Source organism: Lentzea xinjiangensis, from assembly GCF_900110955.1.
In the GTDB taxonomy this organism is placed as follows: domain Bacteria; phylum Actinomycetota; class Actinomycetes; order Mycobacteriales; family Pseudonocardiaceae; genus Lentzea; species Lentzea xinjiangensis.
Map to the genome: position 1 here is coordinate 107,006 of NZ_FOFR01000026.1, position 13,874 is coordinate 120,879.

The 13,874-nt window shown below is 71.9% G+C and carries 21 protein-coding genes; 12 read left to right on the forward strand and 9 right to left on the reverse strand.

The window, feature by feature from the left end; genetic code table 11:
• Positions 1-179: 179 nt before the first annotated feature.
• From BMW88_RS36120 to BMW88_RS36150, 8 genes are read left to right on the forward strand one after another with little or no spacing between them, the layout of a single operon-like run.
• Entirely contained in the window at positions 180-863 is a 684-nt protein-coding gene (locus BMW88_RS36120; protein ID WP_089960057.1) for a hypothetical protein, read from the forward strand.
• Positions 850-1,269: a phage holin family protein gene (locus tag BMW88_RS36125; protein WP_089960060.1), complete on the forward strand. Its 420-nt coding sequence runs from the start codon at positions 850-852 to the stop codon at positions 1,267-1,269. Before BMW88_RS36120 ends, BMW88_RS36125 begins: the two co-directional genes overlap by 14 nt.
• Positions 1,270-1,283: 14 nt before the next feature.
• Complete coding sequence (locus BMW88_RS36130; protein ID WP_177221582.1) at positions 1,284-1,910, forward strand: hypothetical protein; 627 nt, start codon at positions 1,284-1,286, stop codon at positions 1,908-1,910.
• 1 nt (position 1,911) lies between these two features.
• On the forward strand, positions 1,912-2,691 hold the full coding sequence (locus tag BMW88_RS36135; RefSeq protein WP_089960066.1) for an MBL fold metallo-hydrolase: 780 nt from the start codon (positions 1,912-1,914) through the stop codon (positions 2,689-2,691).
• A 57-nt stretch (positions 2,692-2,748) separates the two neighbouring features.
• The gene (locus BMW88_RS42465; RefSeq protein ID WP_177221583.1) at positions 2,749-2,916 is read left to right on the forward strand and encodes a hypothetical protein; all 168 of its coding nucleotides are present in this window, start codon (positions 2,749-2,751) and stop codon (positions 2,914-2,916) included.
• 5 nt (positions 2,917-2,921) lie between these two features.
• Complete coding sequence (locus BMW88_RS36140; protein WP_089960069.1) at positions 2,922-3,173, forward strand: hypothetical protein; 252 nt, start codon at positions 2,922-2,924, stop codon at positions 3,171-3,173.
• 2 nt (positions 3,174-3,175) lie between these two features.
• Positions 3,176-3,466, forward strand: a complete 291-nt coding sequence (locus tag BMW88_RS36145) for a hypothetical protein (RefSeq protein WP_245778294.1) — start codon at positions 3,176-3,178, stop codon at positions 3,464-3,466.
• A 60-nt stretch (positions 3,467-3,526) separates the two neighbouring features.
• A complete protein-coding gene (locus BMW88_RS36150) occupies positions 3,527-3,805 on the forward strand; it encodes a hypothetical protein (protein WP_089960075.1) in 279 nt (92 codons plus the stop codon).
• Between the two features lie 202 nt (positions 3,806-4,007).
• Here BMW88_RS36150 and BMW88_RS36155 read toward each other — a convergent pair whose 3' ends face one another.
• The gene (locus BMW88_RS36155; RefSeq protein WP_089960078.1) at positions 4,008-4,349 is read right to left on the reverse strand and encodes a hypothetical protein; all 342 of its coding nucleotides are present in this window, start codon (positions 4,347-4,349) and stop codon (positions 4,008-4,010) included.
• 68 nt (positions 4,350-4,417) lie between these two features.
• Between BMW88_RS36155 and BMW88_RS36160 the strand changes: the two genes are divergently transcribed.
• A complete protein-coding gene (locus tag BMW88_RS36160) occupies positions 4,418-4,903 on the forward strand; it encodes a DUF2231 domain-containing protein (RefSeq protein ID WP_089960080.1) in 486 nt (161 codons plus the stop codon).
• A gap of 9 nt (positions 4,904-4,912) precedes the next feature.
• Here the strand turns inward: BMW88_RS36160 and BMW88_RS36165 are convergent, their stop codons facing one another.
• The 4 genes from BMW88_RS36165 to BMW88_RS36180 are packed head-to-tail and all read right to left on the reverse strand — an operon-like array spanning position 4,913 to position 8,684.
• Positions 4,913-5,713 (reverse strand): SDR family NAD(P)-dependent oxidoreductase, encoded by an 801-nt coding sequence (locus BMW88_RS36165; protein ID WP_218148341.1) that lies wholly within the window; start codon positions 5,711-5,713, stop codon positions 4,913-4,915.
• A gap of 26 nt (positions 5,714-5,739) precedes the next feature.
• On the reverse strand, positions 5,740-6,777 hold the full coding sequence (locus tag BMW88_RS36170) for a type III polyketide synthase (RefSeq protein WP_089960085.1): 1,038 nt from the start codon (positions 6,775-6,777) through the stop codon (positions 5,740-5,742).
• Complete coding sequence (locus tag BMW88_RS36175; protein WP_245778295.1) at positions 6,774-7,916, reverse strand: acyl-CoA dehydrogenase family protein; 1,143 nt, start codon at positions 7,914-7,916, stop codon at positions 6,774-6,776. Before BMW88_RS36175 ends, BMW88_RS36170 begins: the two co-directional genes overlap by 4 nt.
• Before the next feature lie 3 nt (positions 7,917-7,919).
• Positions 7,920-8,684 carry a methyltransferase domain-containing protein gene (locus BMW88_RS36180; protein WP_089960147.1) on the reverse strand — a complete coding sequence of 255 codons (765 nt, stop codon included), beginning with the start codon at positions 8,682-8,684 and terminating at the stop codon, positions 7,920-7,922.
• Here BMW88_RS36180 and BMW88_RS36185 point away from each other — a divergent pair.
• A complete protein-coding gene (locus tag BMW88_RS36185) occupies positions 8,649-9,473 on the forward strand; it encodes a UbiA family prenyltransferase (RefSeq protein ID WP_089960088.1) in 825 nt (274 codons plus the stop codon). The two genes, BMW88_RS36180 and BMW88_RS36185, sit on opposite strands and share 36 nt — an antisense overlap.
• A gap of 10 nt (positions 9,474-9,483) precedes the next feature.
• Here the strand turns inward: BMW88_RS36185 and BMW88_RS36190 are convergent, their stop codons facing one another.
• A complete protein-coding gene (locus BMW88_RS36190; RefSeq protein WP_089960090.1) occupies positions 9,484-9,927 on the reverse strand; it encodes a DUF4383 domain-containing protein in 444 nt (147 codons plus the stop codon).
• A gap of 257 nt (positions 9,928-10,184) precedes the next feature.
• Complete coding sequence (locus BMW88_RS36195) at positions 10,185-10,427, reverse strand: acyl carrier protein (protein ID WP_089960092.1); 243 nt, start codon at positions 10,425-10,427, stop codon at positions 10,185-10,187.
• A 127-nt stretch (positions 10,428-10,554) separates the two neighbouring features.
• Between BMW88_RS36195 and BMW88_RS36200 the strand changes: the two genes are divergently transcribed.
• Both BMW88_RS36200 and BMW88_RS36205 read left to right on the forward strand, forming a co-directional pair.
• The gene (locus BMW88_RS36200; RefSeq protein WP_089960095.1) at positions 10,555-10,971 is read left to right on the forward strand and encodes a hypothetical protein; all 417 of its coding nucleotides are present in this window, start codon (positions 10,555-10,557) and stop codon (positions 10,969-10,971) included.
• A complete protein-coding gene (locus tag BMW88_RS36205) occupies positions 10,968-12,137 on the forward strand; it encodes a zinc-dependent alcohol dehydrogenase (RefSeq protein ID WP_089960097.1) in 1,170 nt (389 codons plus the stop codon). Before BMW88_RS36200 ends, BMW88_RS36205 begins: the two co-directional genes overlap by 4 nt.
• Positions 12,138-12,259: 122 nt before the next feature.
• Here the strand turns inward: BMW88_RS36205 and BMW88_RS36210 are convergent, their stop codons facing one another.
• Both BMW88_RS36210 and BMW88_RS36215 read right to left on the reverse strand, forming a co-directional pair.
• Positions 12,260-12,742, reverse strand: coding sequence for a universal stress protein (locus BMW88_RS36210; RefSeq protein ID WP_245778296.1), 483 nt, complete (start codon positions 12,740-12,742; stop codon positions 12,260-12,262).
• 13 nt (positions 12,743-12,755) lie between these two features.
• Positions 12,756-13,754, reverse strand: a complete 999-nt coding sequence (locus BMW88_RS36215) for an IS481 family transposase (RefSeq protein ID WP_089960151.1) — start codon at positions 13,752-13,754, stop codon at positions 12,756-12,758.
• Between the last annotated feature and the right edge of the window lie 120 nt (positions 13,755-13,874).

Here is a 13,874-nt window from a genome sequence, read left to right on the forward strand (position 1 = left end):
GCGCCGCGAATATTCCGACCGCGCCGCCGCTCTTCTGAAGAGGAACATCGTTGGTGCGCAACGGTTTCTCGAACTCGGCGGCCGTTCGGCGGTGTGCGTGGGGCGAAGATGGCCGTTTGCGGAGGATTTCGCCGGGTAGCTCGTAGTCCAGGACACGACAACGAGCTGAGGAGTCAGCCGTGACCGAAAACCAGATGGGTGGAGTGCGCACGGCGGCCCGGGACGAGAGCTCCGAGGTCGCCAAGCACGCCAAGGAGGCTGCCGGTCAGGTGCGCGAAACCGTCGCCGACCAGGCAGCACACGTGACGCGCGAGACGAAGGACCAGGCCCGTCACGTCGTCAACGACGTGCGGCAGCGCGTCGCCGCGGAAGCGGAGCAGCAGGCGCAGCGGGTCTCGCAGCAGCTCGGCCGCATCGCCGACGAGCTGGGTGAGATGGCCGGGTCCGCGCCGTCGGACTCGATGTCCGCTGGAGCGATCCAGAGCGCCGCCGACACCAGCAGGCAGGTGGCCCGGTTCCTGGACGACCGGGGCGCGCAGGGCCTGCTCGACTCGGCGCGGGACTACGCCAGGCGCAAGCCCGGCACGTTCCTGCTGGGCGCCGCGGTGGCGGGTTTCCTGATCGGCCGCGTCGCGAAGAGCGCCACGGGCGGGGACCAGGGCCCCGCGCAGGGCGGGCAGCCGGACCTCCCGCAGGGCGGGGGCCAGGCTTTCGCGCAGGGCGGGGGCCAGGGTCTCGCGCAGAGCGGGGCCGCGCCGGTGGCGGCGCCCCGTCCCGACCTGACGCCGCAGTACGGCGCACCGCTGACGCCGAGCGCGTCGCCCGCTGTCCCCGCGGCGGGGGTGCCGCATGTCGAGCCCTGAGATGCCGGCACCGTCGCGAGTGGACACCCAGGGCGAGTCGCTCGGTGACCTGGTCAGCGACCTGACCAAGGACCTGTCCACGCTGATGCGGCAGGAGCTGGAACTGGCCAAGGCCGAGCTGCGGCAGGAGGCCTCCAAGGCGGGCAAGGCCACCGGGATGCTGGCGGCCGCCGGGTTCGCCGGGTACCTCACCACCGTGCTGCTCAGCTTCGCGCTGGTGTTCGCGCTCGGCGCGGTCATGCCGCTGGGCTGGGCCGCGCTGATCGTCGCCGCGCTGTGGGGCATCGCCGGTGCGGTGCTCTACACCTCCGGCCGCGCGAAGCTGCGGACCGTCAACCCCAAACCCGAGCGCACCGTCGAAACCTTGAAGGAGGACGCGGAATGGGCGAAACACCCGACCAAATAAGGCGTGAGATCGAAATGACCCGTGCGGAGCTGCGGGCCGACGCCAACCGGATCGTGGACCACACGAGTCCGCGCAGAATCGCCCAGCGCCGCGTCAGCGGTGTGCGACAGGGACTGGTCGCGATGAGGGAGCGAGTGATGGGAACCGCCACGCAGGCCGCCACGGCCGTGCGGGAGCAGAGCGCGCAGGCCGCGTCGACCGTGCGCGAACAAGGACAGGGTGCCGGTAGCGCTGTCGCCGAACGGGCGGAGCAGGCCGCGCAGGCGGTGCAGGAAGCGCCGCGCCGCGTCGCCCAGCAGACCCAGGGCAGCCCGCTCGCGGCCGGCCTCATCGCGTTCGGCGGTGGCCTGCTGCTGGCCGCCCTGCTGCCGCGCACCGATGCCGAACAGCAGGCGGTGCAGCAGCTCTCCGAGAGCTTCAGCGATGTGGTGGAGCCCGCCAGGGAAGCGCTGACCGAGTCGGCGCAGCACCTCAAGGAGGACGTGCAGTCCTCGGTGAGCGACGCCGCGAGCGAGGTCAAGCAGGTGGCGTCGGACGCGGCGCAGACCGCGGCCCAGCACACCAAGGAAGCGGCCCAGGACGTCGGCGGGCACGCCCGCGAGTCCGGCCAGCGGGTCTCCAACGAGGCCACCGGTCCGTGAGATGACGGGGTCGTTGCACTTCGTGGGCAACGCCACAACGGTGCTCCGGCTCGGGCCGTTCACGCTGCTGACCGATCCCAACTTCCTCCACAGAGGACAGTGGACGCACATCGGTCAGGGCGTGGTCTCGCGCAGGTTGCGGGACCCGGCGATCGAGATCGCCGATCTGCCCGAGCTGGACGCCGTGGTGCTGTCCCACCTGCACGGCGACCACTTCGACCGGGTGGCGAGCCGCGAGCTCGCCCGCGACCTGCCGGTGTTCACCACGCCGCACGCGGCGAAGAGGTTGTCCCGCAGGGGTTTCCAGGAAGCCGCCCCGCTGCGGACGTGGGAGACCGTCTCGCTGTCCCGCGGCGCGGCGAAGCTGACGGTCACCTCGTTGCCGGGCAGGCACGCGCTGGGACCGGTGGGCCGCCTGCTGCCTCCCGTCATGGGCACCATGCTCGAGTACCGGGAGGCGGCGGGCGCGCTCCCGTTCCGCGTCTACCTCAGCGGCGACACCCTGGTCCACCCGGCGCTGCGCGAGATCCGCGACCGCTTCGGCAGCATCGACCTCGCGGTGCTGCACCTCGGCGGCACGAAGGTGCTCGGCGTGCTGCTCACCATGGACGGCGAGCAGGGCGCCGACCTGGCCGAGCTGCTCGCCCCGCGCAGGACGATGCCGGTGCACTACGAGGAGTACGGCGTCATGAAGTCACCGCTGTCCGACTTCACCGCGGAAGCCTCGCGGCGCGGCCTCGACATCCAGGTGGTCGCACGCGGGGACACGCTGGCGCTGTGACGGTTCGGCGGTGCGGCGCGGGGTATGTCTCAAGTCCCGCAAGGAAAGGAGAACGCTGTGACCGAGCCTGAACACGACCACGTGGAGCGCGGTGCGGCCGAGGAGCAGAGCGGCACTCCGCTGACGCCCACGGAGGAGGAGGCGGAGAAGCACCCCGCGAGCGATCCCTCCTCGGGTCCCGGCGCCGGCCTCGACGGCGGCGGCCGCTACGGCGACGACGGCTGATCGTCATGGCCGTTCCGGTGGAGGACCTCAAATCACTGCTCCAGTCGACCCGCCCGGAAGCGACCCTCGTGCACGTCGCGGGCAGCTACGTGGTGGCGGGGGCCCCCGAGCTCGCCACGAAAGCACTGAGCGGCGCGCTGCCCGTGGTGACGAGGGACGAGCTGCTGGAGCACGTCGGCGGCTGGCCGGTGACGGACAGCGACCTCGAACGGGTGGCCGCGATGCTGAGCGCCGCGGTGGACAACCGGGGAGGCTGACCGTGCCCGCCACACCCGCGGTGGCCGCGTCGAGCACCTGGCGCGACGACGAGGGGATCCGGCTGCCGTCCGGCGACGTCCACGCGTGGTGGCCGGGTCAGAACCAGACGTTGTGCGGCGTGCCGCTCAGCCGCGCCAGGCTCGCCCGGTTCCCGCACGTGCTCTGGATCGACGCGCAGTGGCTCGACGACACCGCCGACACACCCGTGATGGAACTGTGCCGCCGCTGCACCGCCGCGACCCGTCCGAAGAAAAAGCGCTCGCCGCGTTTCGCGGCCAGGAGGCCCGGGTAGCCCGGACCGGCGTCAAGCAGCCGGCGCCTTGAGTCCCCACTCGTCCTCAAGGCGGCGACCATGCTGAAGCACCCTTCCCTCGACCAGGCGATCTGCGACGCGCTGGCCCTCATCCGCGTCACCGCGGGAACGGACCTCGCGCTGCAGGCCGAGCAGGCGCGCAAGTGCCTGACGAAGGCGATGATGGAGGCCCCGGACGCGCCCCAGCAGGCGCTGGCGCATGTCGCGGCCGCCGACGAGCACCTCGAGTACGGGGAGCTGATGGAGGCGCGGATGCTGCTGACCGCGGCGCGCGGGTTCCTGCCCGGACGACGTGCCGCGGTCGCTGCTCGCGCCTGAACGCGACGACGTCAGCCGGTCCGCGTGATGCGGGCCGGTTTTGTCGTGCGCGTCCTGCGGATCCACGCGTTGTGGTCAGCGGTTCCGCCGTGCCCGTCTCATCGGGACGGGTGGGCGATCTCATCAGTGCGGCTGGTAGGTCCGTGCCGGTGCACGCCGGCGGACCCCCACGGGCCCGCCGGCGCGCACGTCCAACCCGGACTCAGGTCCGATCCATCGCGCCCCGGCCCCCGTACAGCCACTCCTCCTGCCAGTCGTGGTGCGTGCGGTAGGCGTCGGCCAGCAGCCGCAGCGTCGCCTCGTCCTCCGTCTGACCCACCTCGGCCCTCAGCAGGGCGAGCTTCTCCCCGAACGGCACCCGGTCCTGCTCGGTCTCGGTCGGGCCCGGCAGCAGGAGCAGGCCCGCGCCGTCGTCCGAGCGCGCGATGCGCAGCTTGCCCTTGCTCTCGGCGTCGTCGAGCAGCGGCAGCTCGCCGGCGGCCAGGCGGCGCTCGTCCTCGTCGAGGCGGTCGATCACGAATCGGCGGAGCTCTTCGGTGTTCATGACACAGGGGTATCCGCTGCGGGGCTGGGTACGCCTGAGGCAGCCGCCCTTGGGAAAAGGAGTCCTCCATGCGCAGTCGCGTCCGTGCCGCGGGCCACGCCGTCCACCCCATCCTGATCGTGTTCCCGCTGGGCCTGCTGACCACGTCGGTCGGCTTCGACGTGCTGCACCTGATCACGGATCGGGTGAGCTTCGCCTTCACCGCCGCCCACCTCGTCGCCGCGGGTGTGCTGCTCGGGGTCGTCACCGCGGTGACCGGCTGGCTGGACTGGTGGCTCGTCGTCCCGCCCGGCACGCGCGCCCGCCGGATCGGGTTGCTGCACGGGCTCGTCAACGCCGCCGTGCTGGTGCTGTTCGCGCTCAGCTGGGTGCTGCGGCTCAGCGCGGACGAGTGGAACCCGACCTGGCCCGCGCTCATCGCGTCGTGGCTCGGTCTGCTCGCGGGCGGCCTCGGCGGCTGGCTCGGTGGCGAGCTGGTCGAACGGCTCGGCATCAGCGTCGAGGAGGACGCGCACCCGGACGCTTCGAGCTCGCTGAGCTCGTCCCGCCGATAACCGCGCCCGTCAGGACGACAGGCGCGACCCGTACCGCCTCGCCGCGCGGACGATCGCCGTCGAGGCCGGGGCGAGCACGACGTCGAGCACCCGGCTCACCGGGGAGAGGGAGCCGAGCCGCGCGATCTCCCACCAGCGCGGCACGGCCACGGTGCGGGACCTGCGCGCGGTCAGGCACTTCTCGACCTCGCGGGCGACGTGCTCCGGGGTCGCGCCCGCGGACAGCCGGTGCCGCGCCGAGCGCTCGGCCGGCCTGCCGGTCAGCTCGCGGGTCAGCCACTCGGTGCGGATCGGGCCGGGGCACACCGCGTGCACCCGCACCCCGCGCGGCACCTCGCGCCGCAGCCCGAGGGCGAGGCTCAGCACACCGGCTTTCGTGGCCGAGTACAGCGACAACGGTGGCGTCGGCACCCACGCTCCGATCGACGACATCATCACGACGTGCCCGCCGCGCGTGCCGAACAGCGGCAGCACCAGCCGCGTCAGCTCGGCGACCGCGGTGAAGTTGACCGCGACGAGGCTCTCCACCTGCTCCGAGCTGAGGTCGGCGAGCTTGCCCACCCGGCCCTGCCCGGCGTTGTTGACCAGTGCGTCGATCCGGCCGAACCGCTCCGTGACGGCACTGACGAGCAACGAGCGGTCGGCCGGATCCGTCACGTCGCAGCACATGCCCCACGCGCCGGGCAGCTCGTGCAACGCGGCGTCGAGCCGTTCCTGGTCACGGCCGCAGATCGCGACCTGCGCGCCCTGCCGGGCGAGCCGGCGGGCGGTGATCCGGCCGATGCCGGCCGAACCCCCGGTGATGAGCACAACCGAACCTGCCAGAGATCGCATGGTCACCTCGCGCGCAACAGCGTGATGTAGAGGGTCAGGCCAGGGCCGAACGCCATGGCCACCACCGGGTCGCCCGGCCGCAGCGCGACGCGGTCCAGCAGCTCGTCGAGCACCATCAGCACGGTCGGCGACGAGCAGTTGCCGTGCTCGCGCAGCACGTGCCGGGACGCCTCCAACGCCTCGGCCGGCAGCCCGAGCTCGTGGCCAACCGTGTCGACGATGCGCGGCCCACCGGGGTGCACCGCCCAGCCGCACACCTCGGGCACGGTCAGGCCGTGGTCGGCCAGCAGCCGTTCGACGGCGTCCCGGACGTGCTTGCCGAGCACGTCCGGCACCCGGGACGACAGCGTCATCCGGAAGCCGTGGTCGGTCACCAGCCAGGTCATGAGGTCCGCGGCGGAGGGGTCCGTGACGGCGCCGGTGGCGACGACCTCCAGCCCGCCCCGGTCCGGCAGCACGACCAGCGCGGTGGCGGCATCGCTGAACAGGGCGTGCGACACGACCTGCTCGGCGTCCGGTGTGGACGGCTGGACGTGCAGCGACGGAAGCTCCAGGCACAACAGCACAGCGGGCTTCCGGTGGACGGTGACGAAGTCCGCCACGGTCGACAACGCGGGTAACGCCGCGTAGCACCCCATGTGCCCGATGAGGAGTCGTTGCGCGTCGGGAGCGAGTTCCAGCGAGGAGGCCAGTTGCACGTCCAATCCCGGCGCCGTGTACCCGGTGCACGACACGACGGTGAGCTGGCCGACGTCGGCGGGGCCGAGACCGGCGGAGGCGAGGGCTTTCGTCACCGCCTCGTGCCCCAGGGGCAGCGCGTGCTCGTCGTACATGCGCATCCGCTCGCCGGTCGTGCACGAGGACACGTCGTGGTCCAGCGGGCTGACGACGGCGTGCCTGCGCTCCACGCCGGCACCGGCGAAGATCCGGCCCGCCACCCTGCTCCCGTGCAGGCGGTCGCGGAAGTGGCCGTCCCACAACGCGCTCTGCTCGACCACCGGGGGCAGCGCGGTGCCGATGGCGGCGATGCGCGCGGTCACCAGCGTGCCGTCTCGTCCGGGTTGTCGCCCAGCGCGCTCGCGCCGAGCCAGTCGGCGCACACGTCGGATGTGGCCGGTTGTAGCGCTCCGCACCGCGCGTCGCGGTAGAGCCGCTCCAGCGGATGACCCCGGCGGGTGGCCGACGCGCCCGCCGCCTCCAGCACGGAGAACGCGACGTCGGCCGCCGTGTCGCCGGCGGTCAGCTTGGCCCGCCACACCCAGCGGTTCGTCTCGGGGTTGCCGGGGTCCTCGGTCACGAGGTCCGCGGCCTTCCGCACGACCAGCTCGGCCGCGGTGACCTGGTTGTCGGCGCGGCCCATCCGGGCGCGGACCATCGGGAGGGTGTGCAGCCCGCGTTCGCGCAGGTGCTCGGCTCCGTGCCGCAGCACCGCCTGGGCCACACCGACGTAGACCGCGGCGTAGGAGGCGACCAGCCACTGCGGCATCACCTGGGCCAGCAGCAGCGCGGCGCCCTCGATGCCACCCACGAGCGCGTCCTCGCCGACCTCGGCGTCGATCCGCAGGTCGTGGCTCGCGGTGGCGCGCATCCCGAGCGAGTCCCAGGTCGGGACGACCTCCACGCCGGGACCGGCGGGCACCAGGAAGTAGGACACCTTCGGCTCCTCGGACGTGCTGTCCCTGGCGGCGACGAGGTAGGCGTCGGCGTGACCCGCGCCGGAGACGAACGTCTTGGCGCCGGTGATCCGGAAGCCCGAACCGGTGCGTTCGTAGGAGGTCCGCACCTTCGACAGCCGGGACCCCGTGCCGCGCTCGCTCATCGCCACGGCGTACAGGGCGCCTTCCGCCGCGGCCGCCAGCACGCGGTCGCGGGAGGCGAAGAAGCTCTCCGGCGCGCCGAACTGCCGCACCAGCTCGTCGGGCGTGTGCGCGAGCGCGCCGGTGACGGAGGCGTGCATGTTGAAGATCAGCGCGGTCGCCCCCGCACCGCTGCCCAGCCGCATCGCCACGTCGGTGTACTCGGCGAACGTGGCGCCGGAGCCGCCGAGCCGGCGCGGCACCATCAGGCCGAGCAGGCCCAGCTCGCGCAGGTCGGCGAAGTCCTCCTCGGGGAACTTCCCGGAAGCGTCGTACTCCGGCGCGCGGCCGGACATGCGGTCGGTCAGGGAGTGGAGGTCCACAGATCATCCGTTCTTGCGGCCGGCGCCCTGGAAGAGCACCGCGGTCGTCGAGGTGGGCACCATGCGGACCGGGCGTCCGCGTCGCACCGACCACGCGAGCAGGTCGGTCAACGACGGACGGATACCCCTCAACGCCACCCGCACACCGTGCCGGGCGCATTCCTCCAGCAAGACCCCGCGGTCGACGAACAGCGCGGGGTCGTGCACACCCCGTGGCGCCAGACCGGCCACGCGCTCCGCGATCCCGATCGCGACCAGGCGGCACAACGCGGTGTCGGCCAGCGTGTCCAGCACCAGCAGGCCGCCGGGCCGCAGCAGCCGGCACGCCTCGGCGACGGCTCCCCGCAGGTCGTGGACGTGCTCGAGGATCTCGCCCGCGACGACGACGTCGGCGCACTCGTCCGGCAGCGGCACCGCGAGCACGTCGCCGCGGACGGGGTGCACGCCGTGCTCCCGCGCCTGGCGCAGGGCTTCCTGCGAGAAGTCGACGCCGATGTGGTGGTAGCCCTCGACGTGCGGGGCGAGCAGCCCCGCACCGCAGCCGAGGTCGACGAGGACCGCGCCGGGACGTCCGCGCGGGATCAGCCGGGCGCGGGCGGCGGCGAGCCAGTGCAGCATGACGAACGGGCCGCGCGGCTCCCACCACTGGTCGGCGAGCCGCTCGTAGAGCGCGGGGTCGTTCGGTTCAAGATCGTTCTGCGGACCCCGTCCCGCCTGGCAGACTGGTGATCCATGGGCCGCATCGAAGCTCTCGCGCGTTCCTGTCATCCGCTGCCTTCCCTCGCGGTCACCGTCGTGGCCGTCGCGCTGGCCGCCATCACCGGCAGGTCACCGGGCGGTCTGGTGGCCGTGGCGGCGGCGGTGCTGGCGGGCCAGCTCTCGGTCGGGTGGCTCAACGACCTGCTGGACGCGGGCCGCGACGCGAGCGTGGGCCGCCAGGACAAACCCGTCGCCGCCGGAGCCGTGCCGAGAACGCTGGTGGCCGCCGCGACGATCGCCGCCGCGGTGGCGGCGGTGCTGCTGTCCCTGCTGTCCGGTGTGGACGCGACGCTGCTGCACGTCGTGATGCTCTGCTCGGCGTGGGCGTACGACCTGGGGCTGAAGGCCACCGCGTTCTCCGTTGCGCCGTACGCGTTGTCGTTCGGGCTGCTGCCCGCCTTCATCTCGCTGGGCGGGCCCGGCCAGCAGTGGCCACCGGTGTGGCTCATGGTGGCGGCGGCGACGCTGGGCAGTGCCGCGCACTTCGCCAACGTGCTCCCGGACCTGGCGGACGACGCCGCGACGGGGGTGCGCGGGTTGCCGCACCGCCTCGGCGAGAGCGCCAGCGCGGGCACGGCGGCCGCGCTGGCGCTGCTCACCGGAGTGGTCCTCGCGGTCGGCCCGCCCGGTCCCGTCACGACGGCGGGACTGGTGGCGGTGCCCGCATCCGCGGTGATCCTCGTGATCGGCAGGGTGCGCGGGCGCCGGCCGGGCTCGCGGGCGAACTTCAACGCCCTGCTCGCGGTGGCCGTCGTCGACGTCGTGCTGCTGATCATCACCGGGGGAGTGGAGCTGTAGGCCGGAGCCGTCAGACCCGGCGCGAACCCGCGTTGCGGCCGAGGGCGAACCCGAGGCCCATCATGCCGATGCCCAGCAGCAGGTGCAGCCAGTTGTCGGCGGTGTTGAGCGGCACGAAGTTGGCGGCGCTGTCGTGGTCGATCACCAGGCCGTAGAGCCACAGCAGCAGGTACACGATGCCGCCGCCGACGAGGTACCAGTAGGCCCCGTGGGCGGTGCGGGACATCAGGAACCCGACGACGCCGAACGCCAGGTGTACGAGGTTGTGCAGGATCGACACCATGAAGATGCCGAGCAGCATCGCCCGCGACTCGTGACCGGCGAACATCATGGTGTCGTAGTTGGTCGTGAGACCCGGGATGAAGCCGGCGATGCCGACGAGTGCGAACACGGCGCTGACGGCCAGTGCTGCCTTCTGCACGGGCGTGCGCACCGCTACGGGGGTGTGGGACATGACCACTCCAGGTGGGCAGGGGAACTCGCTTCGGTCGCGCCCCGGCTACCCGCGGCTTCGGCGGGCAAACAGGGCGCAACCTGGAGTTTCCGCCAGTGGCGTGGCCGCGGGAACGCCGACGGGTGGATGCTCGGCAGGACGGGCACGTCACGGCACCGCCCCCGCGTCCTCGTACCGACTCGTACGGGGTGCGGGGGCGGTGCCGCGAGGCGCACTGCCGGGAGTGGGTCACCCGGCCGGTGTCCTGGTCCGGCTCATTAGCTGACCGCGGGTCCCGACTCGCTCGAACCCGACAGCTCCTTCAGGAACTCGTGGCACTGCTTCGCGCGGGCGGAGTCCTCCTCCATGACCCTCCGGAAGAAGTCCGCGATGTCCTGGCGACCCGCGTTGTCGGCGTCACGGACGTACTGGCCGTAGTCGTGACCTGCCTTGAGCGCGTGGTACTGCACGGAAACCAGGTCGTAGGTGACGTCGTCGAAGCCGGTCTCACCGGTGGCCATCGTTACCTCCTCGTTCGGTTGTCAGCAGGGAGGTACCCATCCGGATCAAGTCGAATCCGCCTGTCCGGTTGTTCCCCTGGAACGCGGGTACTCCTGGCACTCCTGATACCCAGGGAAGGCCGAAAACATGAACACTGCGGGAAAAGCGATTCTCGCCGCGGGTGTCGCGGGCGCGGCCGCGATGGCGAGGCGGCGCGCACGCGGCTCGGCTGCCGCGGGTGAGGAGGCATCGGATCGCTGGCTGACCGTCACGGTGTACCGCGCGCCGGAAGAGGTCCAGCCGCTGCCGGACGAACTGGCGCGGTGGCGTGAGGAGATCGAGATCCGCGTCCAGCCGGCGGCGGGGGACAAGGGCACCGAGCTGATGGTGCGGCCGATCGGTGAGGTGTCGCGGCACGAGCTGAGGCTCGCGCTGCGCCGGGCGAAGTCGGTGCTGGAGGCGGGCGAGGTGGTCAAGCCGGACACGGCCCCGACCCACCCCGGCCCGATGGGCAAGGCGTTGCGACTGGTGACGAACCGAGCGGGAGGCGGTGGCCGGCTGTGAAGGCGTTGTGCTGGGAGGGGATCAACGACGTGCGCGTGCAGGACGTGCCCGATCCCCAGTTGCTGAACGACCAGGACATGATCGTCAAGGTCCGGCTGAGCACCGTGTGCGGCTCGGACCTGCACCTGCTCACCGGGCACATCCCGTTCATGCAGGCGGGTGACGTCATCGGGCACGAGTTCATGGGCGAGGTGGTCGAGGTCGGCCCCGGCGTCACCAAGCACCGGCCCGGCGACCGCGTGGTCGTGTGCTCGTTCATCGCCTGCGGCCGCTGCTACTACTGCAAGAACGAGCTGTACTCGTTGTGCGACAACACCAACACCAACCCGGCCATCACCCAGAAGCTGTGGGGCGCCGACCCCGGCGGCATCTTCGGCTACTCGCACGCGATGGGCGGTTTCCGCGGCAGCCACGCGGAGTACGTGCGGGTGCCGTTCGCCGACCACACCGCCATCCGGATTCCCGAGGCGGTGGACGACATGAGCGCGGTGTTCGCCTCGGACTCGGCGCCGACGGGCTGGATGGGCGCGGATCTCGGCGGCGTGAAGCCGGGTGACGTGGTCGCCGTGTGGGGCAGCGGCGCGGTGGGGCAGATGGCCGCCCGCGCGGCCCAGCTCCTCGGCGCGGAACGCGTCATCGTGATCGACCGGTTCGACTACCGCCTGCGGCAGGCGGAGCTGGCGTTCGGCGTCGAGACGATCAACTACGCGGACACCTCGGTCGGGGAGACCCTGCTGGAGGCCACGGGTGGGCGCGGCCCGGACGTGTGCATCGAGGCGGTCGGCTGCGAAGCGCACTCCACCGGCCCGCAGTACGCGTACGACCAGGTGAAGAGCAAGCTGAAGCTGGAGATGGACCGCCCGATCGCGGTGCGCGAGGCGATCTACAACTGCCGCAAGGGCGGATCGGTGTTCGTCCTGGGCGTGTTCACCGGGCTCGTGGACAAGTTCCCGCTGGGCGCCATGATGAACAAGGGCCTGACGGTGCGGGGCGCGCAGCAGCACGGGCAGCGTTACATCCCGATGCTGCTGGACCGCATCGCGTCCGGCGAGCTCGTCACGAGCCACTTGGCCACGCACGTCATGCCGTTGAGCGAAGGCGCGCGGGGGTACGAGCTGTTCAAGAAGAAGGAAGACGACTGCTTGCGGTCCGTCTTCACGCTGTAGCGGTTCACGCCGACGAACTCGTGCGTCCCCGGTGATACGCGTTCGAAGTCGAAGACCCGGTGTTCGACAGGCACGCGAGTGTCCTCAGTGGACAGACGGGTGGAGTTCCCGAACCGCGAACGTCAGGGGACCACGAGCACCGGCCAGTGCCCCGACCTGATGAGCCGGTTCGCGACGGACCCGGCGAAGCGGTGCCCGGCCCGCTGGGACGCACCGACCACCACCACGTCCGCCTGGCACCGGTCGGCGGCGTCCCGCAGGGTTGTGAAGGAGTCGCCGAACGCCTTCACGAACGTCACCGGCACGTCGAGCTCCTCCGCCGTCGCGCGGATCTGGTCGCTGAGCTCGGCGTGCAGGTGCGCGGCCGTCTCGTGTTCGAGCACCGACGCCGCGGCCGGGCTGAACGCCGCCAGGGAGGAGCGGCACGCCACGAACGTGACGACGAGCCGGGCTCCCTGGCGGCGGGCCATGCCGAACGCGAACGCCGCCGCGCGCATCGCGGTGTCCGAGCCGTCGACGCCCGCCAGGATGGTCCGCGCGGAGGGCGGGGGAGCAGGACCGAAGGAGTCCGCTGTGGACTCGAAGGCGGTGGGCCCGTCGTTCACGACTCCCCCTCGGCTAGCTGTACTGACCTGAAAGGTTCGGAACGCGGCTGGCGGGTGGCTGGCCTTTGAGTGCGGTGTGACCGCGGTGGTGATTGTAGGTGTGAAGCCACCGCGGGAACGCCTCGCGGCGCTCGGTTTCGGTGCGGTAGGGGCGGGCGTAAGCCCATTCGTCGAGCAGGGTGCGGTTGAAGCGCTCCACCTTGCCGTTGGTCTGGGGACGGTAGGGACGGGTGCGTTTGTGCGTGATCCCGGCGTCGGCCAGGGTGTCGCGCCAGAGCAGGGAGCGGTAGCACGACCCGTTGTCGGTGAGCACCCGCTCGACGGTGATTCCGCTGGCGTGGAAGAAGGTCTGCGCTCGCTGCCAGAACGCGACGGCGGTTTCCTTGGTCTCGTCGGGCAGGATTTCGCTGTAGGCGAGGCGGGAGTGGTCGTCCACGGCGTTGTGCAGGTAGCTGTAGCCGAGGTTGGGCCGGCCGCCGACCTTGCGGCGCCGGGCGGGGTCGCGGTGTGCGGAGCTGTTGCGCTGGCCGGCTTGCCTGCCGTGGATCTTGTGGCCGCCGCCGTCGGGGATGTTGCCCAGCTTCTTGATGTCGACGTGGACGAGCTCGCCCGGCGTGGCGCGTTCGTAGCGGCGCACCGGCTGCCCGGTGGCGCGGTCCACGTGGCGGAGCCGGGCCAGGCCGTAGCGGGTCAGCACCCGGTGCACGGTCGAGGGCACCAGCCCGAGCAGATACGCGATCCGCGCAGGTCCCCACCGCCGCGCCAGGCGGACCTTGATGATCCGCCGTTCGGTGCGCGTCGGGGTCCGGCGCGGGCACGCCAGCGGGCGGGAGGACCGGTCGGCCATGCCCGCCGTGCCGAGTTCGCGGTAGCGGCCGGCCCACCGCTGCGCCGTGCTGACCGACACCTGGAATCGCTCAGCGGCCCGCCGAACAGGCCATTCATCCTCGACGACACACCGGGCAAGACGTAGCCTGCCCAGCTCGGTCAGCGGTGCGTTAGCGTGAGTAATCGAGGGCCTCCTGGCTAGCCGGTGCAGATGTCGCAATCCACACCGAACCCGGAGGCCCTCCCTCATGCCAAGATCATCCGATCACGTGTCGGACCGTTCGCAACCTCGCTGGGCAGTACA